Source organism: Galbibacter orientalis DSM 19592 (genome assembly GCF_000260115.1).
Lineage (GTDB): Bacteria > Bacteroidota > Bacteroidia > Flavobacteriales > Flavobacteriaceae > Galbibacter > Galbibacter orientalis.
On record NZ_JH651379.1, the window covers coordinates 2182942 to 2209226 of the forward strand.

Genomic DNA, 26285 nt, shown 5'->3' on the forward strand with positions numbered 1-26285 from the left:
CATCCCATGGGCAAACTCTAAAACGAAGTCAAATACAATATATTTGTAAATTTGTGGCTAAAATTTCACCTCCCTATTTTAAACTTCCAATTCTATAAAAAACAGGGAATTCTAAACTGATTTTCTCAATTCCAGAAAGCAGTTGTATAAAATCTTCAACTGGATTCTCGTTATTTTGCTTTTCATATTTTTTTACTGCCGACCAACTTTCTAAATACCCCTTTAATTGCGCTAATGTCCAATTAACTTTTATGAAATAATCTTTAGAGAGGTTTATTTCATTGAAAGGAAAATTAATGTTCTGATATTTTTCATCAATATAAATACGTTCCTTATCCCAATAACTCCCTATAACTTCTTCGTAAAAAACGTTCATTTTTGCATTAAAATCAGCACTTCCTCTCAAAACACCATAACCAAATAAAGCTAGTACCCCCCCTGGTTTTAAAATCCGCTTCGCTTCTTCATAAAAAGCATCAAAATCAAACCAATGAAATGCTTGCCCAACCGTAATTAAATCAAAATACTGATTGTAAAATGGCGTTTCTTCCGCTCTAGATACCTGATATTCAATATTAGGTAACTGTATCGCATTTTTAAGCTGATTCTCACTAATATCAATCGCATTTACTTGTGCAAAAATTTCACTTAAAACAACAGCTACTTGCCCATTTCCTGTGCCAATATCTAAAGCTGACTTCTTGTAATTTACATGGTGAGAAATTTCCTCTATAAACTCTTTAGGATATGTAGGACGGTATTTAGCATAATTACCAGAATCAGTAGAAAAATTATCTATTATTGTTTTCATATGCATATTTTTATTGTTTTTCAATAGCTATATAGACAAACTTATGAAGAATTAATACATTGTTTCCAAACCATATGCTTCTAGCAAATCGTTATATTCTGGTTGTATTCTTAGCAACGTAATTCCCTCTTGATTATTTAATTGGTCAACATCTTTAAAATCATTCTTCAGCATTTTCTCCAAGTAAAATAGTGCCATTCCATAATCTCCTTTTTTCACTGTATATTTCAACACTTTCAAATATGCGTCATATTCTTTTGGAGTTATTATTGTTTTAAAAATATTGATATACAGCAAATTCTGTAAGTTTTCTTCTTCATTATACGAAGCTTCTAATTCCGAAGGAACAACTGTTAAAAAACTTATCAATCGCTTGCCCATTTTCTGTTTTGCTGGATCTGGAGAATTTATAAAATCTTTATTAAGTGAAATTATTTCTCCCTCCCAATATCCCAAAGATTCAAGCTCTGCGGCAGCAATATCTCTAGGAAGGTAATTAAGATAATCCATATAATAACTAGGCTCTATCTCATCTACATAATATTGACTATTACGCTGAGTTCGATAATTTTTTGTCCTCTTAACCTCCTTTTGTAAGTCTTTTATGCTATCTTTTTCAAAATAAAAACGGTAATTTTCTTTCATTGCTTCAAGGTCTCTATAGGCATAAAGCATTTCATTTTTATTCACTAAATCCCTATTAAATTCTAGATCTTCAGTATAAAACTGTTTAATTTTTTCTTCATTCTTCGGAAGTATATTTCTAGTCATCGACTTTAAGGTTAGCAGTCGTACTCCTTTTGTAATAAAGTGTTTTGGTGGCCATACGTGTCCTTCAGAAAAAATTAATAAATCTGAATCGAATTTCAATTTATTCAAATAATCGTCGGCCGATTTCATTTCACGATAATTAAAATCCTCATCTCCTACTATTCCTACATATAAAAAGCTATTTCTTTTAGGCATATAGGTATTATTATTCGCAAAAGAAGCTCCGCAAGCCAGCACCCCTTTAATATTTTTAGAGATTACTGCTATTGCAGATGCCAAACGAGCACCTCCCGAAAAACCTCCCAAATAAATTCCGTTATCATCGGTGCTATAACGAGACAAAACCTCAGCATAAAATGCCCTTGCGATATTAAAATTTTCCTGATATGTTGCATTTTTGACATTATTGGAGCCTGCAATTATATAACCATACTTCTCGGAGGCTTCTATAAAATGACTCACAGCCAACTCCCCTCTTCCGGATGGGTCGAAAACCATTATTACAGGCCATTTTTTTTCTTCAGAATAGGTAGTTGGTAAATACACAGCGTAGGTACCTCTATCTCCGCTAATTAACAGAGAGTCGGTTATTTTTCCAAGGGGTAATTCTTTATCCTGAGCAAGCCCAATAGTAGATATAAAAAGAAGTAAAATTATTTTTCGCATAAAAAATTAGGTGTCAAAAATATAGCCAAAAGCTGTTTCTAAATTTATTGATAAAAATAGATTTCTCAAGAATGTTCTTAAATTCTTTTTAAAAAAATATCTTTGTTCCCTTAAATAAAGAGATCAAGAATGGCGACTAAATTAAAACTTTTTATGGTGATGTTAGGCTGTAAACCTGAAGGAAGATTTACAGAACAACACGATATTTTCTTCGGAATTGGGACTTCTTTAAAAGAATTAATCCCTGAGATGAAAGCTTTTTGGCCAGAAGCAAAAGGACAAATTCATATCGATGCTTGGCGCGAAGTTACTAAAGTAGATGGTTTCCAAATTGATGTTGAAGCTAGAACATCTCCCGTTAAAAATGACTCTCAATTATTTTTTATCAACCTTGGCGGTTATAAAGAAAATGAATTTGAAGAATATCATTATAAAATTTTAACAGTTGCACCAACTAAAGCAGAGGCAATAAAAAAATCTAAACAGACTACTTTTTACAAACACTGTGGGTTTAAAGGAGCCGAGTCTCATATTGATGATAAATACGGAATTGATGTAGATGACATTTATAATATTGAAGAAATGCTTCCTGCTATTTTCAAAGAAAAACAGCAATTAAAATATACCAAAACAGAACATAAAGATGAAGATGAATTACATATTGGTTATGTAAAAATAGATAAGCTATTAAAGGAGTAAATTGGTTTTAAATAAAGAAAAATTTGTTTGCCACGAATTCACTAATGTATCTTTTATTCCAGTAAACCTATAAAAAGGGAAATACTATAAATCCGTGAATTTGTGGCTGAAATTTTTGAAACCCAAAAGAAGCTGCAATAAAATTGAGTATTTTAAAGCATATCTGAGATTAATACAATAGTACATTTTCAAATTATACAATCGTTAAATTAAACAATCATCTATTTTTACCGATTGGATTATTCTCAATAACATTAGAAAGCACTATTGAAGTACGAACTTCTCCATAGGTAATAAGTTTATCGATAAATTCTTCCAGATGAAATTGATCGTATAACACCACCTCCATTACCAAATTCTCATTTCCAGTAATTCGGTAACAATTAAGTACTTCTTTATAAGTTTTTACTTGCTCCAAAAAAGGTTTTAGTTTCCCCATAAAGGCTCGTAAAGTTACGAAGGCTTTTAATTGATATCCTGTTTGAATATGGTTTATTTCGGCCTTATAACCATCAATAACCCCTATATCTTCTAATTTTTTTATCCGCTCTGCAACTGCTGGAGATGAGAGTCCTATTGTACGTCCAATTTCTGCATTTGTATAACGTGCATTTTCCTGTAAAAGCTTTAAAATTGACCAGTTTAGATTATCTATCTTCATATAAAAATTCAAATTAAACAATTAATTTTCGGTATTTTATACAATCACACAAAAGGTTTCTAGCTCATAGAAATCTTCACTTTATTATGAATGCAACTATTTTAATTCTAATAAATCTCTCTATAAAGGTTTCATCTAATTAACTTTTAAGAGAAATTAATACTTACATAGTCTAGCTACTTAGTAGAGTAAAACGAATGCATGCTGTTATTTTTAAATAAAAAAACATAAAATACCTTTATTATTAATGCAAAATAATCATTTCACTTTAAAAAATAAATAAATCTTTTTGTTTTCTGATGTAATTTTGTAAAAAGCAGCAATGATGAAAAAGAACTATTCTCTTTATAATTACCGAAGGCGTAATGTAACCAAATTACCGGTGTACAGAAAAGCGCTTTATATCTTTAAATTAAGTAGGCAAATTGTTGAATACTTAAGAGGAGATAAATCGGTTATAGAGCTTCATAATTCTAAAATTGCATCAGACCAATTTTCAGATAAACTGGTAATGACATCTTTAGGTTTGGCTCCAAAAATAGCCATGGCAGAAGCAACGCCAGATCCTACAATTAAATTAGCTTCTATTTCTTCCATTCAAAAAAACACAGCTGCTTTGCTTCACTATTGTGAAAGTTTAGAGTTAACTCATGGTCAGGGAAAAGAATTTTTGCACCTTTTACGCAAAGAGGTTAAAAAATTTGGGCATCTTCAAAATAAATGGGCTTTAGGAATTTCCAACAAAAATTAATCTCTCATGGAGGGTTTAACATAAAATATAGTAGGTATATATAGTACACTTTCTTTTTAATTCAACATTCAACATTTAAAATTCAACATTTATAATTCAGTTAGTGTTTTTTATCGCTTCTCAATTCTAAATTGCTTTAATTTGCAAAAATTGTTTTTGTGAATTACCTATCAATAGAAAATATTGCCAAATCTTTCGGAGAGAGAGTTCTATTTACCGATATTTCTTTCGGAATAAATAAAGACCAAAAAATAGCATTTATTGCTAAAAATGGTACTGGAAAAACTTCCATGTTAAATATTATTACTGGAAAAGATACACCAGATAGCGGACAAGTTGTTTCTCGAAATGGAATTAGGATTTCTTTTTTATCTCAAGAACCAGATTTAGATCCAAATCTAACTATTGAAGAAACCATTTTTGCTTCTGATAATAATGTTTTAAAAACAATTCAAAATTACGAAAAAGCACTAGAAAATCTAGACGATACGGAGGCCTACCAAAAAGCCTTTGAACAAATGGATATTAAAAATGCTTGGGATTTTGAAACGCAATACAAGCAGATTTTATTTCAGCTAAAACTTGACGATCTTAACAAAAAAGTAAATAAACTTTCTGGAGGTCAGAAAAAGCGACTAGCATTAGCTACTATTTTGTTAAATACGCCCGATCTTTTAATTCTAGATGAGCCTACAAACCATTTAGATTTAGAAATGATTGAGTGGCTGGAGCAGTATTTTGCTAAAGAAAATATTACGCTATTTATGGTTACACACGACCGTTATTTTTTGGAACGTGTATGTAATGAAATTATAGAATTAGACCACGGAAAAATATATCAATACAAAGGAAATTACTCCTATTATTTAGAAAAGAAAGAAGCGAGAATTCAAGCAGAGCAAGCCTCAGTAGATAAAGCTAAAAATTTATTTACTAAAGAACTAGATTGGATGCGTAGACAACCAAAAGCTCGTACTACCAAATCGAAATCTAGAATTGATGATTTCTATAAAATTAAAGAAAAAGCGCATCAACGAAGACAAGATCATCAGATCCAATTAGAAATTAATATGGAACGGTTGGGGAGCAAAATTGTAGAGTTCCATAAAGTTTCCAAAAGTTTTCAGGAAAAAACAATTCTCGACCAGTTTGAATACAACTTCCAAAGAGGAGAGCGTATTGGAATTATTGGAAAAAATGGGACTGGAAAATCTACTTTCCTTAACATTTTAACTGGTAATTTAGAACCCGATGCTGGAAAAGTAATTATTGGAGACACCATTAAGTTTGGGTATTACACACAAAGTGGAATCAATCCGAAACCTGAACAAAAAGTTATAGATATTATCAAAGAGTATGGAGAGTTTATTCCGCTTACAAAAGGAAGAACAATATCTGCTGCTCAACTTTTAGAACGCTTTTTATTCGACCGTAAAAAGCAATACGACTATGTGGAAAAACTAAGTGGAGGAGAATTAAAGCGTCTGTATCTATGTACTGTTTTAATTCAGAATCCAAACTTTTTAATTCTCGATGAGCCTACCAACGATTTGGATATTGTAACACTAAATGTATTAGAATCGTTTCTCTTGGATTTTCCAGGCTGCTTATTGGTTGTTTCTCACGACCGTTATTTTATGGATAAAATTGTAGATCACCTTTTTATTTTTAAAGGAAAAGGAGAAGTAGAAGACTTTCCAGGAAACTACACCGACTACAGAGCCTATGAAAGTAGTGAGCCACAAAAAGAAGAGAAAATTACATCTGAAGACACTCCTAAAAAAACTTGGAAAAAAGATGCTAATACAGCTTTAAGTTATGAAGAACAGAAAGAGTTTAAAAAGTTAGAGCGAGATATTAAAAAGTTAGAAGAAAAGAAAAAAGAAGCGGAAGCAGTTTTTGCTACTGGGGAATTAGAAGGTGAAGAAATTGATAAACAGTCTATAAAACTTCAAGATATTATAAATGAACTTGAGAAAAAAACAGAAGCTTGGTTTGAACTTTCTATGAAAATGGAGTAGCTCTAGGCTCTAGGCTCTAGGCTCTAGGCTCTAGGCTCTAGGCTCTAGGCTCTAGGCTCTAGGCTCTAGGCAAAAAAAGCTTTTCTGAAACATTTCAACAACCTAACTCGATAACTTTTTAACTTAACAAAAGTCAGAAGACGGGAGTTAGAAGTGTTCAGGAAACAGTAAGCCGTTTTTATTAAATTTCATAACAACATAACAGCGTAACAACATAACTTTTTTTACTTTCAACTTTTCAACTTTTAACTTTATAAACTTGCTTTCCTACATAACATACCTTTTTAAATCTACCAATCAGCATGGTATCCACTCCCCTTTTGTGTATTGTTTGGTTACAAAAGGACTTTATAAAAAGCAAGTTTTAGAGGAGCATTCATTTTTAAAAAATTTAAAAAAGAGTGTTATGTTGAGTGCTAGAAAACAAAAAATTATCAATCGAGCAATTAACTATTTGAATAATGCGGATTTTGTAAATGAGCACGAGAATGCCTTCAGCAGTAAAAAAACCACCTATTTTTCATTAAAGAAAGCTACTTTAGAGAGCATTCAGAAAGAAAAAAATAACTTTACTTTTTTTATAGTGGACGATTTAAAATGCAATAAAAACGCACAAAATGGGTGGGAAAAATTAAAAAACAGTGATTCTTTTACCGTTAGTATCGACTTTTACAACATCGGATTTCTATTTATTAAAAAGGGACAGGTAAAAGAAGGTTTTTGTATCCGAATTTAATTTATTATATTCTTATAAAGAAAAGTAAAATGGAAACTAATATTATTTGGATTGTTGTTATGGCAGTTCTCTTTATTTTTGTTTGGCTTAATAATAAGCGGAATATGAAAAACAAGAGAGAACGAAGAAACAATAGGTTTGAGGACAGATATGCGTCTAAAAAAAATAAAAACTTAGAATCTTGAAAATTTACACCAAAACTGGCGATAAAGGAACCACTGCTCTATATGGCGGCACGAGAGTTCCAAAACACCACATCCGAATTGAAGGATATGGAACTGTGGACGAATTAAATTCGTGGATTGGACTTATACGCGACCAAGAAATTGAAGATGCTTATAAAACAGTTTTGATAGCAATTCAAGACAGATTGTTTACCATAGGTGCTATTTTAGCAACTCCGCCAGAGAAAGAGTTTTTGAAAAATGGGAAAAAGCGCCTTGATATCCCAAGGGTTTCCAAAGAAGATATTTCTTTATTAGAAACCGAGATTGATGCAATGGATGCTTCGCTTCCACCCATGACACACTTTGTCCTTCCAGGAGGGCACACAACGGTGTCATATTGTCATATAGCTAGAACTATCTGTCGGAGAGCAGAACGAAAAGCCACTTATTTACATGAAAATGAACCTTTTGACGAATTAGTTCTTAATTATTTAAATCGTTTATCGGATTATTTATTTGTATTGGCACGGAAGTTGACTTTCGATTTAAAGGCAGATGAAGTAAAATGGATTCCAAACAAAGAAACATCGGAACAAAAATGACATTTTATTGATTTTTATTCAATATAAAGCCTTAAAAACTACGTTCTTAGAAATAATATGTAAATAATATAAATTTTACTTGACTTTTTACTATAAAAATTTATTTTTGCACAAAATTAAAAATCAATAGCAGATGTATTGGACTTTAGAATTAGCATCATATTTAGACGATGCGCCTTGGCCAGCAACAAAAGATGAATTAATTGACTATGCTATTAGAACCGGCGCTCCATTAGAAGTTGTAGAAAACTTACAAGCAATGGAAGACGAAGGCGATATGTATGAATCTATTGAAGAGATTTGGCCGGATTATCCAACAGAGGAAGATTACCTCTGGAACGAGGATGAATATTAACAAACACATTAACATTATAAAGCAAAAAAGTCTCTGTCGAGGCTTTTTTTTTGCTTAATTTTGAAATATAAATACACATACAGACATGAGTTTACTCAATTCAGTTTTAAAAGTTTTCGTAGGAGATAAGGCCAAGAAAGATGTTAAGGCATTACAACCTATTGTAAACCAAATAAAATCTTTCGAAGAAACACTTTCTCAACTCTCCAATGACGAGCTTAGAGCTAAAACACAAGAATTTAAAGATAAAATAAAGGCTTCTTACGCCTCTCTAGACGAGAAAATACAAACGCTAAGGACAGAAGCAGAAGCTTCAAACGATATCGACAGAAATGAAGATATTTATACAGAAATAGATGCGCTTAAAGAAAAGGTATATGAAAATACCGAAAAAACACTTAATGAAATTCTTCCTGAAGCATATGCTGTAGTTAAAGAAACTGCAAAACGCTTTGCGAATAACGAAACTATTACCGTTACCGCTTCCACTTTTGATAGAGAAATTTCTGGAAATAACGATTACGTTAGCTTACAAGACGACAAAGCCATTTGGAAAAACTCATGGGATGCCGCTGGAAAAGAAGTTACCTGGGACATGGTACATTACGATGTGCAGCTTATTGGAGGGATTGCAATGCACCAAGGTAAAATTGCAGAGATGCAAACGGGAGAAGGTAAAACATTGGTAGCAACCTTACCTGTTTACTTAAATGCACTTTCAGGAAATGGAGTACATTTGGTTACTGTAAACAACTACTTAGCACGTCGAGATAGTGCTTGGATGGGACCTTTATTTGAGTTTCACGGACTTTCAATAGACTGTATTGATAATCACCAACCTGGTTCTACAGGACGTAGAAATGCATATTTAGCAGATATTACGTACGGAACTAATAATGAGTTTGGTTTTGACTACTTGCGTGATAATATGTCTCATACGCCAGAAGATTTAGTGCAACGTCCTCACAACTACGCTATTGTTGATGAGGTCGATTCTGTTTTAGTGGATGATGCAAGAACCCCACTTATTATTTCTGGACCTGTTCCACAAGGAGACAGACATGAGTTTAATGAGTTAAAACCAAAAGTAAACGATATTGTTTCTAAACAACGTCAGTATTTAACAGGAGTTTTAGCAGAAGCCAAAAAATTAATAGCTGCTGGAGATACTAAAGAAGGTGCTTTTCAATTATTAAGAGTACACCGTGGTTTACCTAAAAATAAAGCATTAATTAAGTTTTTAAGTGAAGAAGGAATTAAACAATTACTTCAAAAAACTGAAAACCATTACATGCAAGATAACAATCGAGAAATGCCAAAAGTAGATGAGGCTTTATGGTTTGTTATCGATGAAAAAAATAATCAAATTGAATTAACCGATAAAGGAATAGAATACCTGTCTGGAGATACAGATCCAGATTTCTTTGTTATGCCAGATATCGGAACTGAAATTGCTCAGATTGAGAAGAAAGACCTTCCTACAGAGGAAGAAGCTGAACTTAAAGAAGAGCTATTTAAAGATTTTTCCATAAAAAGTGAGCGTATTCACACTATGAATCAGCTTTTAAAAGCATATACTCTTTTTGAAAAAGATGTAGAGTATGTGGTAATGGAAAACAAAGTAATGATTGTTGATGAGCAGACTGGACGTATTATGGACGGTCGTAGATACTCAGACGGATTACACCAAGCTATTGAAGCAAAAGAAAGTGTGAAAATTGAAGCTGCTACGCAAACTTTTGCTACGGTAACACTTCAGAATTACTTTAGAATGTATAGAAAACTATCTGGGATGACAGGTACTGCTATTACAGAAGCTGGAGAATTCTGGGAAATATATGAATTGGATGTTATGGAAATTCCAACCAATCGTCCAATTGCAAGAGCAGATAAACAAGATCTTATTTATAAAACAAAACGAGAAAAATACAATGCTGTAATTGAAGACATTGTAAAACTTGTAGGAGAAGGTAGACCAGTACTTGTAGGTACAACTTCTGTTGAGATTTCGGAATTACTTTCTAAAATGCTTTCTATTAGAAAAATACCTCATAATGTATTGAATGCTAAAATGCATAAAAAGGAAGCAGATATTGTTGCAGAAGCTGGTCAAAGTGGTATTGTTACAATTGCAACCAATATGGCAGGACGTGGTACCGATATCAAACTTAAAAAAGAAGTTAAAGATGCAGGGGGACTTGCAATTATTGGTACTGAGCGTCATGACTCAAGACGTGTTGACCGTCAGTTAAGAGGTCGTGCTGGTCGTCAAGGAGATCCGGGAAGTTCTCAGTTTTATGTTTCTTTGGAAGATAATTTGATGCGCCTTTTCGGTTCAGAAAGAGTTGCTAAAATGATGGACAGAATGGGACTTGAGGACGGAGAAGTTATTCAACATTCCATGATGACAAAATCTATTGAACGCGCACAGAAAAAGGTAGAAGAAAATAACTTTGGGGTTCGTAAGCGTTTGTTAGAGTATGATGACGTTATGAACGCACAACGTGAAGTAGTTTACAAAAGAAGAAGACATGCTTTGGAAGGTGAGCGTTTAAAACTTGACATTGCGAATATGGTTTTTGATACTTGCGAAGCTATAGTTGAAAGTAATAAACTTGCCAGCGATTATAAAAACTATGAGTTTGAATTGATAAAATTCTTCTCTATTACATCTCCAATTAGCGAAGAGGAGTTCAAGAAGAAATCGGCAAGAGAAATAACGGAGATTGTTTATAAAGCTGCTTTAAATTACTATCAAGATAAAATTGAGCGTAATGCAAAAACTGCTTTTCCTGTTATTAAAAACGTTTATGAAAATGAGAACAATAAGTTTGAGCGTATTGTAGTACCTTTTACAGATGGAATAAAAACTCTAAAAGTAGTTACTAACCTTAAAGAAGCTTACGATTCTGAAGGGAAAAAATTAATTACAGATTTTGAAAAGAATATAACGCTTGCAATTATTGATGATGCTTGGAAAACGCATTTAAGAAAAATGGATGAGTTAAAACAATCTGTACAGTTAGCCGTTCACGAACAAAAAGATCCATTACTAATTTATAAGTTTGAAGCTTTTGAATTATTTAAAGTAATGATTGACCAAGTGAATAGAGAAGTTATTTCTTTCTTATTTAAAGGAGAACTTCCTACAGAAGACACAAACAACATCCAAGAAGCTAGAGAAGTTAAAAAGAAAGAAAACTTTCAAACTTCAAAAGAAGAAATTCCAAATAGTGATGAGTTAGCCGCTCAAAATAGAGCTGCCGGACAAACACAACAAAGACCACAAGTTACCGAAACCATCGTTAGAGACAGACCTAAAATTGGAAGAAACGATAAGGTAACAATAAAAAATGTAATGTCTGGAGAAAATAAAGTTGTTAAATTTAAGCAAGCTGAGCCCCTGTTATCTAAAGGCGAGTGGGTACTTGTAGAAGAATAAAACAACACCAATTTTTATAAAAGCGATAGAACTCATACTTCTATCGCTTTTTTTTTGAAGAAAAATGAGATACCTTAGATATTAAATAAAAAACCTAGAATATAACCACTATCCATCCAACAAAACTATTTATAGTTTGTAGGGCGTATTAAATTAAATGAATCAACCTACTCATACATCCGAAAGAATGAAAGAAAAAGTGCAATTAATTCTTAGCACTAATTACTTTTCATCAATATTAATGATATGCTTAGCTCCTCTATGCTATTTCCTTTTGGACATAAAAGAAATAATACCCCAAACATTTATTATATATGGAGTATTAAATATTATAAATACATTTTTTTTCTACAGACATAGAAAGCTTATTTACACATATTTAATTACATCTTGTATTGGAATTATATGTGCAGCAATTGTAACATTATACAGCGGAGGTATTAATAGTCCGTTTACATTTGTTCTTGCATTAATTGTGTTTGCAGGGTACATTTCTACTAAAAATTATGGAAGATTCCATCTCTACCTAATTTTACTCTTTATCCTTTTTATTTACTTTCATGATAGTTTAGATTTTAACTTTCAAAACAAAGTTCCAGAATATTCTAGAGATTCCCTGAGCTTAATTGGAATTCTATTTAGCGTTTATATTCTTGGGGGGATTTTTGGTAAAATTTTACTTACCAATTATAACAATTTATACATTTCAAAGAGAGAGATAGAGAAGAAAAGTAAGGAAAATGAAATCTTATTAAAAGAAATTCATCATAGAGTAAAAAACAATTTGCAAACAATTTCTAGTTTACTAAATATACAAGCTAGAAATACTAATAATGATGAAACAAAAAGAATCTTAACAAATAGTCATAACAGAGTACTATCTATGGCTATAGTCCATGAAATGCTATATGCTAGAGAAGACTTATCTAGAATAGAATATAAAGAATATGTAACTCAATTAGGAAAATTCCTCATAGAATCTTTAAATAAAGAGGATAAGAAAATAGAGTTGAATATAGCTATTTCTAATATCAAGTTTAATATTGAAACCTCTATTCCCTTAGGACTTCTTATAAGTGAATTTATAACAAACTCTATAAAACATGCATTTTTAAACAAAAACAGTGGTAAAATTGGAATCAACATCGAAAAGGTAGATCCAGAATTTTTCCAACTTACCTTAACGGATAATGGAATTGGATACAATAAAGAGCTCCTTTGTGAAAATCCAAACTCTATGGGTTTTAAATTAATTGCTAATTTATCCAGACAATTAAGAGGTACAATAAATAAGACTACATCCGAAGGAAATGGTGTTATTTATGTTTTAAAATTCAAAGAAATATAAAATTACTAGTTGTTATCTAAGCGCTTTTTCAAAATTGGTATTTGCACTATTATTAAGCTCCCTACAACTACAATTCCATAAATAAAATTATTAGGTAAATTCACCGATAATGATGCTACAAACTGAGAAAAATTGCCTAAAACTGGCGTTAATAAATCGTCATTAGATAAAAAAGTAGACAATCCTATAATTCCAATAAGCAATATAAAAACAATCACTTTTGCCCTGTTAGATATTAAAGCTCTATAACGAATAGCTTTAGATTGTGTGTTCAAAGCCTGCATAATATTTAGCTTTAAAGCTGCAGAAGGCTGTTCTTTCCCTACTTCATTAACAATTCTACGAGTAAGTTCGTCTAATTTATGTTCTTTACTCATCTTCATATATTTTTATATAATCCTTGCTTATTTTTCAATATAGTAAAAAGCTTTTTTCTAGCTCTAAAAAGTTTTATTTTTACATTTTGAGCAGATATTTCAACAACTTCTGCTATTTCTTTAATAGATAAATCATCAAAATAATACAGTGTAACAATGGTTTGCTCTTCAGCTTCCAATCGTTCTAAGGCACCTTTTACAAGCTTTACACGCTCTTCAGACTCTAATATATCCAATGCATTAGCTACATCATCTACTTGGTCATAAGAATATTCCTCTATGGTTTCCGACAGTATGTTCCTATCATTTTTCCTACATTTATCTAAAGCACTATGATATACAATTCTGTACAACCATGTAGAAAACTTTGAGTCTCCTTTAAAAGAAGCAAGAGAATGATAGCACTTTATAAAAGCATCTTGAACAACATCTTCTGCTTGTTCTCTATCTTTTAAGACCCGTATAGCAACTGTAAAGGCTAAGTTTTGATACGTATCTACAAAATAAGAGAAAGCATTTGTGTTTCCATCTAAAACACGCTTTATATATTCTTTATCTGTTTGGCTAGTCATTCATTCATAAGACGCAACATTTTCATTATTGGTTACAAGATAAATCAACTTTATTATTTTTTTTGTAACCAGCTTGTTTAAAGTTACGTCATAATAGCAAACAATATATTAAAAAATAAAAATTATGGAAGGAGTTATCGTAGTAGCAATCATTTTTGGAGCAATATTCGGCATTATCTATTTATTTATTACAGCCAGGCACAAAGAGCGTTTATCTTTAATAGAAAAAGGAGCAGACGCTTCTATTTTCTACAGCACAAATAAGAGAAAGACAGCTCCTATTTGGAAAATTCTAATACTTAATATCTCATTACTATTAATAGGTGTTGGTGTAGGGATATTTTTAGCTGGTATTTTACATCGTAATTTTAATGTAGATGCTGAAGTAGCCTTCCCAGGAACTATCTTCACATTAGCAGGGATTGGTTTATTTGTTGGATTTAACCTGTCTAAAAACTTAGATTAGTCATAATCGACTACCTTTAGGCAAGCTCATGATGGATTCAAAGGAAAATAATTTAATCCATTTCGACACAAAGCCCTTCGATAAACTCAGGACAGGCATCGGGGAATAAAAACCCTCCATGAGGGATTAAAAAAGATTAGAGTAAGGAATTCAGTACATTTAAGACTAAATATAAAAATATATTTATGAAACTTATAAAACTGAATTCTTTACTTTTTTTATGCTTATTCTCCATAAGCTGCCAATCTTCCACAAAAAAACAAACCTCAACAGTAGCTACAGATGGTACAAGCTCAAAAGTTGAGCTCAAAAAAACACCACAAGATTTATCTAAATATGAAACTGCTTATTTTGCTAGCGGATGTTTTTGGTGTGTAGAGGCTGTATTTGAGAGTGTAAAAGGAGTTAAAGAAGCTGTTTCTGGATATTCTGGAGGAATAGAAAAAAATCCCACTTACCAACAAGTAGGCGCTGGAAATACTAGTCACGCAGAAGCTGTAATGGTTTACTACGACCCAAAAATTGTGTCTTTTGAAACATTAGTTCGTGTGTTTTTTGGTTCTCAAGATCCAACTCAATATAACGGACAAGGGCCGGATATAGGAGCACAATACCGCTCTATTGCTTTTTATAAAAATGATGAAGAAAAAGAAATTATAGAACGCTATATAAAACAGCTTGAAGACAAAGAGATTTACTCAAAACCAATTGTTACACAAGTAGCACCTTTTGATAAGTTTTGGAAAGCAGAAGACTACCATCAAGATTATGAAAAAAGAAATCCTAACAATCCATACGTTAAAAATGTATCGATTCCTAGGTTAAAAAGGTTTCAGAAAAAATATCCTGAATTATTAAAAGATAATGTTCATTAATTATTTTAATATATTGTTGTCCGATAAAAGCAGACAGCGTTTATTGCATTCCACATATATCAAGGGTTAACAGAGGTTTTTAAAATAGCCCCCTTTGCTATTAAGAAAAATGAATAAAAAGAGGAGTTTCGTAATATTATTTCTTTAAGTTTCTCATTTTGTAATAGTTAAGATTTAGTCTTTGTTCTTTTCTCTTACAGCGAAGCGGTCTTGTATTTTTAATCGGACATTAATTATTTTAAAACAACATCACTAAAAGTAGCAACAAGATTAATAGTTTTGTTGCTATTTTTTTGTGCATAATAGCCGTTGGCAACTTCATTATCATAGCGTTTAGAAACATCTAATGTAAGTCCTTTTGGATATTTCATCATTGAATTTGAAGCATTGCTATAAAAGTTAAAAGCTGCTTTAGGCAAAGTAAGAACTGCCTCAGAATTATCTAAAATAATATTAAGGGTATTAAAATTATTTGAAATTAGATCTACAGACAAATCTCCAAAACTCCCATTAATAATAGCATCTCCAAAAAAATCTTGAATCTGTACATTTGAAGATTTAGAGGTTAATTTTATACTGTTAACATGTTTAAGCGACACCAACTCCACATAATTTACAGATAATTCTCCTTCCTCCCAATAATCCACAGAAATTGGAGAATAAGAGGCAGTTATTACCGAGTTTTCACCTTCCACCCTTGGGGCATGCAACCTTGTATAAGACAAGGTTGCTTTTATATTAGTTGTATTATCTGCCAAGGTTACTTCTCCATGACGCACATCCATTTTTAATTTCACTCCTTTTGGAATTTTAATCTTAATGGTTTTCTTAACTTTTAAATTATTGTTTCCTTCGCTAGAATTGTAATAAAAAACTCGATTCCCTTTTCCTGAATTTGCACTTCTTCTTATTTCATGAATTTCTTGTTGAGCCTCTTGCATCGCTTTTCTTGCCTCTACGGAAGCCTTTCTAGCTTCTTCGGATGCTTTTCTTGCTTCTTTCTCAACATCTATAATTTCTTTTCTATAAGATTTCCATTCCTCTTGCTGCTCTTTAACATCTTTCTTCCACTCTTCTAAATTCGCCTTTACTTCATCATCAAAACTCTCATTAAACTGCTCTTTCCATTCTTTTAAATATTTATCGCCATCCTTTTTATAGGCTTCATAATCAAAAGAAAAACTATCAAAATTAAAAGGTAGTGGAGGCATTGGTGGCATTGGAGCCATTACCATCATAGAATCCATTGGAGGCATTGGCGGCATCGGTGGCATTGGAATTGAATCTGGAAAAACAAAATCCATCTCTCCTATTCCAGATAGCATAATTACTTTATTTCCTTGCGACCAACGGACTCCATTGGCAGTAGAAATTTTTACTTTGTTAGCATTCCCTTCAGCCTCAAAACCCCATTCCTTAAAATATGCTGCAGCTTCCTCTTTAGAAACGTCTTCTATTTCTATAGTTGCCTCTACTTCTACTCTATTTTTATTCCACGTTTCAAAAGTTACATCTGCGTAGCTAGTATTAACTTCTACAACAGCATCTTTATTTACCTCAAAAGATTCTTTATAATTTTTAGCCTGCTTTTGGGCTTGCATACAAAATGAGAACAGCATTATAAATGCGGAACATCTATACATTTTGGTCTTTAAATTTTTCATTTTCAGTTTCTTTAAGTTCTTTAATCTTTTCTTTTAATCGATATAGTAACTGTAAACGTAATTGCAAATTATTAATAAGCGCTTCGATGGTTTGATTATTAGGGCCTACTTCATTGAGTTCTAAAGTTAGCTCTTGGTATGCATCATTCAACTCAGACAGCCTATTCATATAACCATCCAAAAGCTTTTTATTGGCCTCTGTTAATTCAATATCGGCAAGTTCTAAGTTGATATTAGCCACATAATATTGCTCCACCTTTTTTAAATCTGGAGAAATATCTCCTAATGTAATTTTTGAAGCTTCAGAATTTTCTTTCTTCTGTTGCGTATCAACCACTGTTTCTTCTACAGTATCTCCCTCATTCATATAAACAGTAATTCCTATCCCAAAAATTATCGCAATTGTAGCTGCTATCTTCCAAAGTCTAAAAGGTTTTTCCTCTTTTTCCTGCGGAAGTTCTTTGTCTAAAAGTTCTTCAAAACGTTTGCGATGTCCTTTTGGTAATTCAGAAAACTGTTTTTCCGAATCGTTCTCCATCAATTCTTTAATATCTTTTGCCATATTCCTTTTCTTTTAAAAGCGATTTCAACTTTTGTTTTCCTCTTAACAAATGAGTTCTAGATGTAGAATTGCTTATCTCTAAAATTTGCGAGATTTCCTCATGGTCATACCCTTCAATTAAATACAACATTACAACATACTTATACTTTTCTGGAAGCGTTTCTATTGCTTTTTTCACTTCAGAAACATCAATTTCTTCATCCACACTCCAATCAGAATCATCTGCTAGCTGAATATTAGTTTCTTCAATAGAAACTTGCAATTGATGTTTCGACTTCAAAAAATCCAAACATTTATTAATTACAATCCGCTTTAACCAAGCTCCAAAGGTAACTTCTGCTTTAAACTGATTTAATTTTTGAAATGCTTTGATAAATGCTTCTTGCATAACATCCTGCGCATCGTCTGTACTTTTTACATAGCGCATGGCTATACAAAACATAGCATCACAATACATATCGTAAAGTCTCATCTGCGACTTACGGTCGTTGTTTTTGCACTTTTCTATTAAATCTATTTCAAGCATGCCGGCTTGTTACTTTTGGTTTGGTACTAGTTACTAATCATCTTAAAGACGACACTAAAAATTAAACGTTGCATTTTATTTTTATAAAGTTACAATTATGCACTTATACTTTTTGTAATTTAGCCTTTCCATCAACTACCATATGGCTTTAGCTAAAGTAGTGTATTGAAACAAATTTAACTCATTTTCGACTTAGAGCCCTTCGGTAAACTTAGGACAGGCTCTAAGGCATTAAACCCTCTAAGGATAAAAAAGAATTCTAATTGTGATGAAAAAATATACTATTGAAAACAATTATATAAAATTAGTAACTATAGATTATGGAGCTGCAATTCATCAGCTTATTACAAAAGATAAAAATGGAAACGACGTAAATGTGGTTATTAGCTTTGAAGATTTAGAAAGCTATAAGCACAACCCAACCTACCTTGGTGCTTCTGTTGGACGTTTTGCAGGAAGAATTAATAAAGATGGTTATACAATAAACGGAAAACATTACAGCGTTTACACAAAAAATGATGTTCATTTACATGGAGGAAAAGAAGGATTCTCATTTAAAACTTGGAAAATGGAAAGCATTTCCGAAGGAGAGAATCCTAGTATAAAATTTTCTTATTCAAGTAACGATATGGAAGAAGGATACCCAGGAAATCTTCAAGTTTCTGTTACCTATACAATTGTTGAAAATCAGCTTTCCATTGTTTTTGATGCTACAACAGATCAAGACACCATTGTAAACTTAACCAATCATAATTACTACAACCTCAGCGGAGAAGGAAGTATTTTAGACCATGAATTACTTATTAATGCTGAAAGTATTCTTACAAAAGATTCTGATGCTATTCCTACAGGAAAGTATACTTCTGTTGCCAATACCTATTTTGATTTTAGGGAAAAAAGAGAGATTGGAAGTACTTATGAATTTAAAGGCATAGACGACACCTATGTTTTAAAAGAAAACAATCCGTTAGCAACTATATATAGTAAAAAAACAGGTATTGAAATGGTGGTTACCTCTAATCAGCCTGGAGTTGTAATTTACACTCCAGAAACTATGGACGAAAACAAAATATCAAACAAACCTCTTGGTAAGTATCCAAGTATTTGTTTTGAAACTGAAAAGTTTTCTGACGGACCAAATCAAAAAGATTTTCCTTCTACATTATTAAAAAAAGGAGATATCTATAAAAATGAAACTTATTTGACATTCAATATAAAATAATCAAATAAAAAGTGTAGTCTAAAAAGTAATTTATAGTTTGCATACTTTTTAGACTACACTTTATCTATTTTAGATTTAATTATACCATTAAATTTAAAGTAACGTCTATATTATCTTCTGTTGCTCTGGAATACGGGCAAACTTCATGAGCTTCATTAATAAGTTCCTCTCCTACTTCTTCATCAATTCCTGGTAAAATAACGTCTAAAACCACTTCTAATAAAAATCCACCAAGTTCTGGATGTTTTCCTATTCCTACCGTTGCTCTTACATCAAAATCGGTTCCAATATCAACTTTTTTTTCTTTCGCTACATGCTGTAGTGCACTCCCAAAACAAGCAGAGTATCCAGCTGCAAACAACTGTTCTGGATTGGTAAACGCACCTCCGTTACCGCCCAAATCTTTAGGCAATTCCAATTTCATATCTATTACACCATCGTCACTCTTTACGTGTCCTGCTCTTCCGCCAGTGGTTGTAGCACTAGCTTTGTATAATGCTTTCATTTGTCTATTTTTAATAATTCATCTCTAATATACTTTTAATAACACACATTATCATAATTTTAGTTATTAAATTTGTTTTAAAATTTAGCAAAATTGTCAACCAAAAAGCCACATAAATCAGCTTTAAAAAACCAAGAAGGGGTTTCTATAGATGAAATTACAAACCCAGCTGCTATTGCTAAATTTAAAGCTAAAAGAAACAAAGACATTTCTGCTAAAAAATTAGCGCACGCAATTATAAAAGGAGATATTACTGCATTAAGTAGAGCGATAACTCTTATAGAAAGTGCCAATCCCGACCATACAGCAAAAGCAAATGAGGTTCTTAATTTATGCCTTCCTCATGCCAATAATTCAATTCGAATTGGAATTACTGGCGTTCCTGGAGTGGGAAAAAGTACTTTTATTGAAGTTTTAGGAAACACCATTGCAACCAGTAAAAATAAACTTGCAGTGTTGGCGGTAGACCCAAGTAGTTCTGTTACCAAAGGAAGTATTCTAGGCGATAAAACTCGCATGGAAAACTTAGTAAAAAACAAAAATGTGTATATCCGCCCTTCTGCTGCTGGCAATTCTTTGGGAGGTGTTGCTCGTAAAACTAGAGAAAGTATTATTTTATGTGAAGCCTGCGGATTTAAAACTATTTTAATAGAAACTGTAGGAGTTGGACAAAGTGAAACTGCTGTTCATAGCATGGTAGATTTCTTTTTATTACTGAAATTAGCTGGTGCTGGCGACGAACTTCAAGGTATAAAACGGGGAATTATTGAGCTTGCCGATGCCATTGTAATTAATAAAGCAGATGGAGACAATCTTCAAAAAGCAAAAATTGCAAAAACAGAATTTAAAAGAGCGCTCCATCTCTACCCTCCAAAAAATAACGGATGGATTCCTAAAGTGTTATTAACCTCAGCAATTGAAAATAAAGGAGTTGATGAAGCATGGAGTCTTATTGAAACGTATCTAAAAATTTCTAAAAGTGATGATTATTTCAATATTAAAAGAATAGAACAAAATAAATTTTGGCTTTATCAAACTATTGAAGATTCCTTAAAATCTAATTTTTATCATCATAAAAAAGTAAAAGAAGAGTTACAATTACAGTTAAAAGCTATTGAATTGAACGAAACGACTCCTTTTGCTGCAGCTCAATATTTACTTACTTTATTATAATTATTATCTTAAATACCTACATTTGCAAATATTTTGAACTTCAAATGTTCAAAAAATAGCTTTTAAATATATGAATTACGAGTTTACTATAATAGTTCCTGTTTACAACGAAGAAGACAACTTGGAAAGAGTTGAAACAGCCTTTAACGATTACTTTAAGATTGCTACAAAGTCTACCAAAGTTCTTTTTGTAAATGATGGATCAAAAGATAAAAGTCAGGAACTTATAGAAACTATTTGTAAGCGTTCTCCTAATTTTGAATACATTTCTTTTTTAGAAAATAGAGGTTTAAGTGCTGCTATAAAAGCAGGATTTGATTATGTAGATACGCCGATTTTAGGATATATCGACTCCGATTTACAAACAGCTCCGGAAGATTTTAATCTTCTTTTAAACCATATAAACCACTACGATTTGGTAACTGGGGTTCGGGCTAATAGAAAGGATTCTTTTGTTAAAAACATGTCTTCTACCATTGCAAATGGAATTAGAAGAACCTTTACTCACGATGGAATGGACGACACTGGATGCCCATTAAAAGTTATAAAAACCGATTTTGCAAAACGAATTCCTATGTTTAATGGTTTACATCGGTTTTTGCCTGCCATGATTTTACTACAAGAAGGTAAGATTATTCAAATTCCGGTACAGCATTTCCCACGTATTGCTGGAACGGCTAAATTTGGCTTTTGGAACCGATTAATAGGGCCACTTCAAGATTGTTTTGCTTACTTGTGGATGAAGAAAAAGTATATTAATTATACGGTTGCTAAAAAAGGATAAATGGCAAATTGGATTATATACTCCATTGGCTTTCTAGCGCAAATTCTATTTTCAGGAAGACTCATTTATCAATGGTTAGCATCAGAAAAAAGTAAAAAAGTATTAACTCCTTCTTTGTTTTGGAAATTGAGTTTATTTGCTTCTTTTCTATTATTTGTTTACGGATGGCTTAGAGATGATTTTGCCATTATGCTAGGACAAATGCTTACTTATTTTATCTATATTAGAAATTTACAGTTACAAGGAGAGTGGCAAAAAGCACCTAAATTACTTAGGATATTCTTACTTTTTTTTCCAATTCTTATCATCATTTATGGGTATAATAATAACGTATACGATATAGATGACCTTTTTAAGAATGAAGACATTCCTATTTGGTTATTAATTCTTGGAATAGTAGCGCAAATTCTATTTACCTTCCGATTTATTTACCAATGGTTATATTCTGAAAAAAGAAAAAAATCTTCCTTACCCGCAGGTTTTTGGCTTTTAAGCTTAGTTGGAGCTTTGCTGATTCTTAGTTATGCTATTTTCAGAAAAGATCCTGTTTTATTGGTTGGACATTCTTTAGGAACAATTATCTACGCTAGAAATCTATTTATTTTAAAAAAACAAGATGACTGAGTTTATAGAAAAGCATTCGATTAAGATATTACTGGTAGTTTGTGTAGCTATTTTCATAAGCAACCTAGACGTAATTTATGTAAATATAATGGAAGCTAGAAACTTTGTAACAGCAAGAGAAATGCTTTATAAAGGGAATTGGCTACTTACCACCATGAACGATTTTCCTAGATATGAAAAACCCCCATTACCAACATGGCTCACCGCCATAAGCGCAAGTTTAATTGGGATTCATAATTTATTTGCCTTACGTTTACCCGCAGCTTTATCGGCTATTATATTAGTTTTCTTCTTATATAAAATTGCAGTTTTACTTTTCAATAATAAAAAATTAAGCTTCTATGCTTCTTTAATTCTTGCCACATCCTTTTATATTATTTTTTCAGGTAGAAATGGGCAATGGGATATTTTTACGCATAGTTTTATGGTAATTAGCATTTATCATTTAATTAAAATGCTACAATACCAAGAAAAATGCTGGCAGAATTCTTTAATTGCTGGGCTATTTTTTGGAGCTTCCTTTCTAAGTAAAGGTCCCGTATCTATGTATGCCTTATGGCTTCCTTTTTTAATAGCTTACGGTATAGCATACAGAAGTAATATTAGCAAGCGTAAAATTCTTCCATTTTGTGCGATGTTAATTTTAGGGCTTATTATTGGAGTTTCTTGGTTTGCCTACGTTAGATATGCCGACCCACAAGCATTTTTAGATATCGCAAAAGAAGAGGCTGGAAATTGGACAAGCTATAATGTACGTCCATTTTATTACTATTGGAGTTTCTTTACACAAAGCGGAATATGGACAATCCCCGCTTTTGTAGCACTCCTTTATCCATATTTAAAAAATAAAGTAAGTAATAAAAAAGGATACACTTTTGCATTAGCTTGGACTCTTGCTTCTGTAGTTTTATTATCTATAATTCCTGAAAAGAAATCGAGATATTTATTACCTGTTCTAATCCCAATGGCGCTAAATACTTCATTTTATATGGAATATTTAATTCTTCATTTTAAAGAACTTAAAAGAGGTGAAAAAATCCCTGTTTATTTTAATTTTATATTAATAGGGCTTATTGGGGTTTCTTTTCCAATTGGTGGTTTTATCTTTTTAAAAGATAAACTCGACGGTTTCTATATCAGTTTTATTTTAACATCTGTATTCCTTTTTACTATTGGAGTATGCATTTTTTATTTTCTGCGAAAAAAAAATATAGAAAACGTATTTTACCTCGTTATTTCATTTATTCTTACAATATTAGTTTTTGGCTTTCCTTTAGCTAAAACCTTTAATACCAATCAGAATTTTAACAATATCAACACCTTAAAAACCAACTTAAAACTGTACTCATTAGGAGAACCTGCTCCAGAAATGATCTGGCACTTAGGATATTCCGCTCCTGAAATTAAACATGGAGAAACTATAACTTTTCCTGAAGAAAGTGAGTTTGGTATTTTAGTTAATAAGGATAGAGAAGATGAATTAAAACGTATCTTTGAAACTGAATATTCTATAAAATTAATAAAAGAGTACGATATAAATTATACTGCCAATCCAGGGGAACGCGCATATAAAAACCGATTAACAAGCAATTATTACCTTATTAAAAAAGATTGATTATGATATTTAACAAAACCGAAAAACTAGGATATGCTTTTTTAGCAATTATTTTTATTTTCAGTTTATACTTAGGGTTTACAAATCCAGAATATTTTGACAACACTTTTGCGGCTGAAGATAAAACTGTAGAATCTGGAACGGCAATTATGCTTTTATGTGTAAGTTTACTTTGTTTCTTTAGATTGTTTACCATTAGTAAAGGCAAATCTTTAACTTGGAAAATTGGAGTATTCCTTTTTGCCCTATTATTCTTTTTTGGAGCTGGAGAAGAAATTTCATGGGGACAACGCATTTTTGGAATCGAATCTGGAGACTACTTTTTGCAAAATAATGCTCAAAAAGAAACCAATTTGCACAACTTGGTAGTAGGTGGTAAAAAAATTAATAAAATAATTTTTAGTCAACTTCTTATGGTAGCTATGGTTGTTTATTTATTAGTATTACCTATACTTTATAGAAAGAAAGATTGGGCTAAAAACCTAGTTGATAAGTTTGCAGTTCCAGTTGTAAAGTGGCATCAAACAATAGCTTTTATTGCTTCTACAATTATAGTAGCTATTATCCCTCCAAGTAGAAAATGGGAAGTTTATGAACTCGCCTTTGGAGTTATCTTCTTTTTAATATTTTTGTATCCTTTAAACGATTATATCTTTAAGAAAAAATAAATAATAAAATAACAAGGGCTAGCAATATTGCTAGCCCTTGTTATTTTATTTCTCCCCTAACTTTATTCCTCTACACTCTTAAACTTTTTAATAGCTTCATTTGGCGCTATAATATTATATCCTTCCCAAAAAGATGGATCATAATTTGGCAAATAAGTCGGAATCATAGTAGGCTCTATTTCAATTTTCTCAAATATTTCTTTATCAATTGGAGTGCTTTCAAAAATTACAAGCTCATTTTTTATGCTATTTTGAAGAGTGAAATTAACATGAGTTGCTACTTCATTTTGTTTTCTTCTGCCTTTAACATTTTTATTTTTTTCAATAATAGATAAAGGTCTATCAAAACCTACTTTTTCTGCATTTGCTTCTTCTAAATATTTTAAACTGTATTTTCCTCTTGAATTTTTTTCATATAAAAAAGTTCCTCTTTGTAAGTAATTTAAATAGGACACCCCAAAGAGGTTAATTTTTTTTAAAGGCTTTACATTTTCATAATCCAGTCTTACAACGGCAAAATCATCTGCATTAACATACATTACCCCTTTAAAATCGTCACCTCCATCTGGTTCAAACCTTATCTTATAAACCAAATCCGTTTGTAAATACACAAGTCCTTCTAATGTAAAGTCATACTTTCTAGATTTATGTATAAAATTTAAATCGCTATCCTCATAAATAAAATTCTTTTTTAATAGACTTGATAGATAGGAGCTTCTATACTTTAAAAAATTCTCCTTTTTCTTTTTCTCTTTTTTAAGTTTATTTTCTACTATGGTATCCATTGCTTCATCTTCAAAAAATGAAGAATCTATTTCTGATTTAGCGCCAATAATGCCCGACTTTATTTTAAAATAGGAATCTCGTTTTACATGCTTTCGCATAATTTTTTGCAACTTATCTTCAACCCCCTCAAAAGAGAGCTGGTTATTTTTATCATAAAGCTCTGATGCTTTAATAATATCGAGTTTTGCTAATTGATTATCTTCCTCCATTTTTAAATAATAATCGCCTAAAACCTCTGTATGGTAAGAGGATTTCTTTGGAATTGCATTGACAATACTATCTGTAAATTGCTGATTTATTTCTGGAATAGTACTTTCTTTAAGCTTCACTTTTTTATCTAAAACATTTGTATAATCTGAAGTTCTCAAAAATATACGCTGTTGTACAAAATCAGTATCATAATTTATCTCCAAACTATCTTTAACTTTTTCCAGAATTTCATCTATGGTATACTGTTTATTTAATAAAACTACTTCATCAAGTTCAATATCTTCTGTGCTTAACTCAATAGCAGTTTCAGAGAAATTATTAATTGCGTAGCTCTTTTGATTATAGCCTAAGCAACTTATAAACAGTGAATCTTTCTCTAAAGTTATTGTATCAATATTGATGGTAAAATCTCCAGCTTCGGAACTTATTACCCCTGCTTTTTTATTATAAGAAATGGTTGCAAAAGGGATGGGTTCTTTGGTGGTACTATCTATTACCTTAGCCGAAATTATTTTTTGAGAAAAAACAGTGTTTAATGATAAAAAACATACAAAAATGGTAATGTAAACTTGCTTCATATATTATGGATTTTAATCGAAAATAGACTAAAAACTAAAATCAAATAG

The 26285-nt window shown here is 31.6% G+C and carries 26 protein-coding genes; 16 read left to right on the forward strand and 10 right to left on the reverse strand.

The window, feature by feature from the left end:
• Nucleotides 1-73: 73 nt before the first annotated feature.
• The gene (locus JOOMADRAFT_RS09655) at nt 74-811 is read right to left on the reverse strand and encodes a class I SAM-dependent methyltransferase (protein WP_008612871.1); all 738 of its coding nucleotides are present in this window, start codon (nt 809-811) and stop codon (nt 74-76) included.
• Nucleotides 812-862: 51 nt separating this feature from the next.
• Complete coding sequence (locus JOOMADRAFT_RS09660; protein WP_008612873.1) at nt 863-2248, reverse strand: alpha/beta hydrolase; 1386 nt, start codon at nt 2246-2248, stop codon at nt 863-865.
• Nucleotides 2249-2377: 129 nt separating this feature from the next.
• Here JOOMADRAFT_RS09660 and JOOMADRAFT_RS09665 point away from each other — a divergent pair, with 129 nt between their 5' ends.
• Nucleotides 2378-2947 (forward strand): DUF1543 domain-containing protein, encoded by a 570-nt coding sequence (locus JOOMADRAFT_RS09665; RefSeq protein WP_008612875.1) that lies wholly within the window; start codon nt 2378-2380, stop codon nt 2945-2947.
• A 217-nt stretch (nt 2948-3164) separates the two neighbouring features.
• On the opposite strand, the gene JOOMADRAFT_RS09670 is transcribed toward JOOMADRAFT_RS09665, so the two are convergent.
• Nucleotides 3165-3608, reverse strand: coding sequence for an Lrp/AsnC family transcriptional regulator (locus JOOMADRAFT_RS09670; RefSeq protein ID WP_008612876.1), 444 nt, complete (start codon nt 3606-3608; stop codon nt 3165-3167).
• 322 nt (nt 3609-3930) lie between these two features.
• Here JOOMADRAFT_RS09670 and JOOMADRAFT_RS09675 point away from each other — a divergent pair, with 322 nt between their 5' ends.
• From JOOMADRAFT_RS09675 to JOOMADRAFT_RS09705, 7 genes are all read left to right on the forward strand, one after another.
• Complete coding sequence (locus JOOMADRAFT_RS09675) at nt 3931-4359, forward strand: hypothetical protein (RefSeq protein ID WP_008612878.1); 429 nt, start codon at nt 3931-3933, stop codon at nt 4357-4359.
• Between the two features lie 158 nt (nt 4360-4517).
• Complete coding sequence (locus JOOMADRAFT_RS09680) at nt 4518-6380, forward strand: ABC-F family ATP-binding cassette domain-containing protein (RefSeq protein WP_008612880.1); 1863 nt, start codon at nt 4518-4520, stop codon at nt 6378-6380.
• 406 nt (nt 6381-6786) lie between these two features.
• Nucleotides 6787-7116 carry a hypothetical protein gene (locus JOOMADRAFT_RS09685; protein WP_157136670.1) on the forward strand — a complete coding sequence of 110 codons (330 nt, stop codon included), beginning with the start codon at nt 6787-6789 and terminating at the stop codon, nt 7114-7116.
• Nucleotides 7117-7297: 181 nt separating this feature from the next.
• The gene (locus tag JOOMADRAFT_RS09690) at nt 7298-7885 is read left to right on the forward strand and encodes a cob(I)yrinic acid a,c-diamide adenosyltransferase (RefSeq protein WP_008612883.1); all 588 of its coding nucleotides are present in this window, start codon (nt 7298-7300) and stop codon (nt 7883-7885) included.
• A 133-nt stretch (nt 7886-8018) separates the two neighbouring features.
• Nucleotides 8019-8240, forward strand: coding sequence for a DUF2795 domain-containing protein (locus JOOMADRAFT_RS09695; RefSeq protein ID WP_008612884.1), 222 nt, complete (start codon nt 8019-8021; stop codon nt 8238-8240).
• A gap of 85 nt (nt 8241-8325) precedes the next feature.
• Complete coding sequence (secA, locus tag JOOMADRAFT_RS09700) at nt 8326-11682, forward strand: preprotein translocase subunit SecA (protein ID WP_008612885.1); 3357 nt, start codon at nt 8326-8328, stop codon at nt 11680-11682.
• A 187-nt stretch (nt 11683-11869) separates the two neighbouring features.
• Complete coding sequence (locus JOOMADRAFT_RS09705; protein ID WP_169313487.1) at nt 11870-13030, forward strand: sensor histidine kinase; 1161 nt, start codon at nt 11870-11872, stop codon at nt 13028-13030.
• A 5-nt stretch (nt 13031-13035) separates the two neighbouring features.
• Here the strand turns inward: JOOMADRAFT_RS09705 and JOOMADRAFT_RS09710 are convergent, their stop codons facing one another.
• Both JOOMADRAFT_RS09710 and JOOMADRAFT_RS09715 read right to left on the reverse strand, forming a co-directional pair.
• Nucleotides 13036-13407 (reverse strand): hypothetical protein, encoded by a 372-nt coding sequence (locus JOOMADRAFT_RS09710; protein ID WP_008612888.1) that lies wholly within the window; start codon nt 13405-13407, stop codon nt 13036-13038.
• A gap of 2 nt (nt 13408-13409) precedes the next feature.
• A complete protein-coding gene (locus tag JOOMADRAFT_RS09715) occupies nt 13410-13979 on the reverse strand; it encodes an RNA polymerase sigma factor (protein ID WP_008612889.1) in 570 nt (189 codons plus the stop codon).
• A 124-nt stretch (nt 13980-14103) separates the two neighbouring features.
• On the opposite strand from JOOMADRAFT_RS09715, the gene JOOMADRAFT_RS09720 reads away from it, so the two are divergent.
• Together JOOMADRAFT_RS09720 and msrA are read left to right on the forward strand one after the other, a co-directional pair.
• Complete coding sequence (locus tag JOOMADRAFT_RS09720) at nt 14104-14445, forward strand: DUF6249 domain-containing protein (RefSeq protein ID WP_008612890.1); 342 nt, start codon at nt 14104-14106, stop codon at nt 14443-14445.
• Nucleotides 14446-14630: 185 nt separating this feature from the next.
• Nucleotides 14631-15320 (forward strand): peptide-methionine (S)-S-oxide reductase MsrA, encoded by a 690-nt coding sequence (msrA, locus tag JOOMADRAFT_RS09725; protein WP_008612891.1) that lies wholly within the window; start codon nt 14631-14633, stop codon nt 15318-15320.
• A gap of 233 nt (nt 15321-15553) precedes the next feature.
• Here the strand turns inward: msrA and JOOMADRAFT_RS09730 are convergent, their stop codons facing one another.
• From JOOMADRAFT_RS09730 to JOOMADRAFT_RS09740, 3 genes are read right to left on the reverse strand one after another with little or no spacing between them, the layout of a single operon-like run.
• Complete coding sequence (locus JOOMADRAFT_RS09730) at nt 15554-16984, reverse strand: hypothetical protein (RefSeq protein ID WP_008612892.1); 1431 nt, start codon at nt 16982-16984, stop codon at nt 15554-15556.
• On the reverse strand, nt 16956-17546 hold the full coding sequence (locus JOOMADRAFT_RS09735) for a hypothetical protein (RefSeq protein ID WP_008612893.1): 591 nt from the start codon (nt 17544-17546) through the stop codon (nt 16956-16958). Before JOOMADRAFT_RS09735 ends, JOOMADRAFT_RS09730 begins: the two co-directional genes overlap by 29 nt.
• Nucleotides 17530-18072, reverse strand: coding sequence for an RNA polymerase sigma factor (locus tag JOOMADRAFT_RS09740; protein ID WP_008612894.1), 543 nt, complete (start codon nt 18070-18072; stop codon nt 17530-17532). The genes JOOMADRAFT_RS09735 and JOOMADRAFT_RS09740 overlap by 17 nt, the downstream gene beginning before the upstream one ends.
• Before the next feature lie 268 nt (nt 18073-18340).
• Here JOOMADRAFT_RS09740 and JOOMADRAFT_RS09745 point away from each other — a divergent pair, with 268 nt between their 5' ends.
• Entirely contained in the window at nt 18341-19294 is a 954-nt protein-coding gene (locus tag JOOMADRAFT_RS09745) for an aldose epimerase family protein (protein WP_040879661.1), read from the forward strand.
• Nucleotides 19295-19373: 79 nt separating this feature from the next.
• Here JOOMADRAFT_RS09745 and JOOMADRAFT_RS09750 read toward each other — a convergent pair whose 3' ends face one another.
• The gene (locus tag JOOMADRAFT_RS09750) at nt 19374-19799 is read right to left on the reverse strand and encodes an organic hydroperoxide resistance protein (protein WP_008612899.1); all 426 of its coding nucleotides are present in this window, start codon (nt 19797-19799) and stop codon (nt 19374-19376) included.
• Between the two features lie 93 nt (nt 19800-19892).
• Between JOOMADRAFT_RS09750 and meaB the strand changes: the two genes are divergently transcribed.
• From meaB to JOOMADRAFT_RS09775, 5 genes are all read left to right on the forward strand, one after another.
• On the forward strand, nt 19893-20972 hold the full coding sequence (gene meaB, locus JOOMADRAFT_RS09755; protein ID WP_008612900.1) for a methylmalonyl Co-A mutase-associated GTPase MeaB: 1080 nt from the start codon (nt 19893-19895) through the stop codon (nt 20970-20972).
• 70 nt (nt 20973-21042) lie between these two features.
• Nucleotides 21043-21756: a glycosyltransferase family 2 protein gene (locus JOOMADRAFT_RS09760; RefSeq protein ID WP_008612902.1), complete on the forward strand. Its 714-nt coding sequence runs from the start codon at nt 21043-21045 to the stop codon at nt 21754-21756.
• Nucleotides 21757-22380, forward strand: a complete 624-nt coding sequence (locus JOOMADRAFT_RS09765) for a lipid-A-disaccharide synthase N-terminal domain-containing protein (protein WP_008612903.1) — start codon at nt 21757-21759, stop codon at nt 22378-22380.
• The gene (locus tag JOOMADRAFT_RS09770) at nt 22373-23995 is read left to right on the forward strand and encodes an ArnT family glycosyltransferase (RefSeq protein ID WP_008612904.1); all 1623 of its coding nucleotides are present in this window, start codon (nt 22373-22375) and stop codon (nt 23993-23995) included. The genes JOOMADRAFT_RS09765 and JOOMADRAFT_RS09770 overlap by 8 nt, the downstream gene beginning before the upstream one ends.
• A gap of 2 nt (nt 23996-23997) precedes the next feature.
• The gene (locus tag JOOMADRAFT_RS09775; protein ID WP_008612905.1) at nt 23998-24663 is read left to right on the forward strand and encodes a hypothetical protein; all 666 of its coding nucleotides are present in this window, start codon (nt 23998-24000) and stop codon (nt 24661-24663) included.
• A gap of 62 nt (nt 24664-24725) precedes the next feature.
• On the opposite strand, the gene JOOMADRAFT_RS09780 is transcribed toward JOOMADRAFT_RS09775, so the two are convergent.
• A complete protein-coding gene (locus JOOMADRAFT_RS09780; RefSeq protein ID WP_008612906.1) occupies nt 24726-26237 on the reverse strand; it encodes a carboxypeptidase-like regulatory domain-containing protein in 1512 nt (503 codons plus the stop codon).
• Nucleotides 26238-26285 lie beyond the last annotated feature (48 nt).

Bases quoted from the DNA above. Each gene is read 5' to 3' on its own strand.
- JOOMADRAFT_RS09655 (WP_008612871.1), bottom strand. From the start codon at position 811: ATGAAAACAATAATAGATAATTTTTCTACTGATTCTGGTAATTATGCT.
- JOOMADRAFT_RS09660 (WP_008612873.1), bottom strand. From the start codon at position 2,248: ATGCGAAAAATAATTTTACTTCTTTTTATATCTACTATTGGGCTTGCT.
- JOOMADRAFT_RS09665 (WP_008612875.1), top strand. From the start codon at position 2,378: ATGGCGACTAAATTAAAACTTTTTATGGTGATGTTAGGCTGTAAACCT.
- JOOMADRAFT_RS09670 (WP_008612876.1), bottom strand. From the start codon at position 3,608: ATGAAGATAGATAATCTAAACTGGTCAATTTTAAAGCTTTTACAGGAA.
- JOOMADRAFT_RS09675 (WP_008612878.1), top strand. From the start codon at position 3,931: ATGATGAAAAAGAACTATTCTCTTTATAATTACCGAAGGCGTAATGTA.
- JOOMADRAFT_RS09685 (WP_157136670.1), top strand. From the start codon at position 6,787: ATGTTGAGTGCTAGAAAACAAAAAATTATCAATCGAGCAATTAACTAT.
- JOOMADRAFT_RS09695 (WP_008612884.1), top strand. From the start codon at position 8,019: ATGTATTGGACTTTAGAATTAGCATCATATTTAGACGATGCGCCTTGG.
- secA (WP_008612885.1), top strand. From the start codon at position 8,326: ATGAGTTTACTCAATTCAGTTTTAAAAGTTTTCGTAGGAGATAAGGCC.
- JOOMADRAFT_RS09705 (WP_169313487.1), top strand. From the start codon at position 11,870: ATGAAAGAAAAAGTGCAATTAATTCTTAGCACTAATTACTTTTCATCA.
- JOOMADRAFT_RS09710 (WP_008612888.1), bottom strand. From the start codon at position 13,407: ATGAGTAAAGAACATAAATTAGACGAACTTACTCGTAGAATTGTTAAT.
- JOOMADRAFT_RS09715 (WP_008612889.1), bottom strand. From the start codon at position 13,979: ATGACTAGCCAAACAGATAAAGAATATATAAAGCGTGTTTTAGATGGA.
- JOOMADRAFT_RS09720 (WP_008612890.1), top strand. From the start codon at position 14,104: ATGGAAGGAGTTATCGTAGTAGCAATCATTTTTGGAGCAATATTCGGC.
- msrA (WP_008612891.1), top strand. From the start codon at position 14,631: ATGAAACTTATAAAACTGAATTCTTTACTTTTTTTATGCTTATTCTCC.
- JOOMADRAFT_RS09730 (WP_008612892.1), bottom strand. From the start codon at position 16,984: ATGAAAAATTTAAAGACCAAAATGTATAGATGTTCCGCATTTATAATG.
- JOOMADRAFT_RS09735 (WP_008612893.1), bottom strand. From the start codon at position 17,546: ATGGCAAAAGATATTAAAGAATTGATGGAGAACGATTCGGAAAAACAG.
- JOOMADRAFT_RS09740 (WP_008612894.1), bottom strand. From the start codon at position 18,072: ATGCTTGAAATAGATTTAATAGAAAAGTGCAAAAACAACGACCGTAAG.
- JOOMADRAFT_RS09745 (WP_040879661.1), top strand. From the start codon at position 18,341: ATGAAAAAATATACTATTGAAAACAATTATATAAAATTAGTAACTATA.
- JOOMADRAFT_RS09750 (WP_008612899.1), bottom strand. From the start codon at position 19,799: ATGAAAGCATTATACAAAGCTAGTGCTACAACCACTGGCGGAAGAGCA.
- JOOMADRAFT_RS09760 (WP_008612902.1), top strand. From the start codon at position 21,043: ATGAATTACGAGTTTACTATAATAGTTCCTGTTTACAACGAAGAAGAC.
- JOOMADRAFT_RS09765 (WP_008612903.1), top strand. From the start codon at position 21,757: ATGGCAAATTGGATTATATACTCCATTGGCTTTCTAGCGCAAATTCTA.
- JOOMADRAFT_RS09770 (WP_008612904.1), top strand. From the start codon at position 22,373: ATGACTGAGTTTATAGAAAAGCATTCGATTAAGATATTACTGGTAGTT.
- JOOMADRAFT_RS09775 (WP_008612905.1), top strand. From the start codon at position 23,998: ATGATATTTAACAAAACCGAAAAACTAGGATATGCTTTTTTAGCAATT.
- JOOMADRAFT_RS09780 (WP_008612906.1), bottom strand. From the start codon at position 26,237: ATGAAGCAAGTTTACATTACCATTTTTGTATGTTTTTTATCATTAAAC.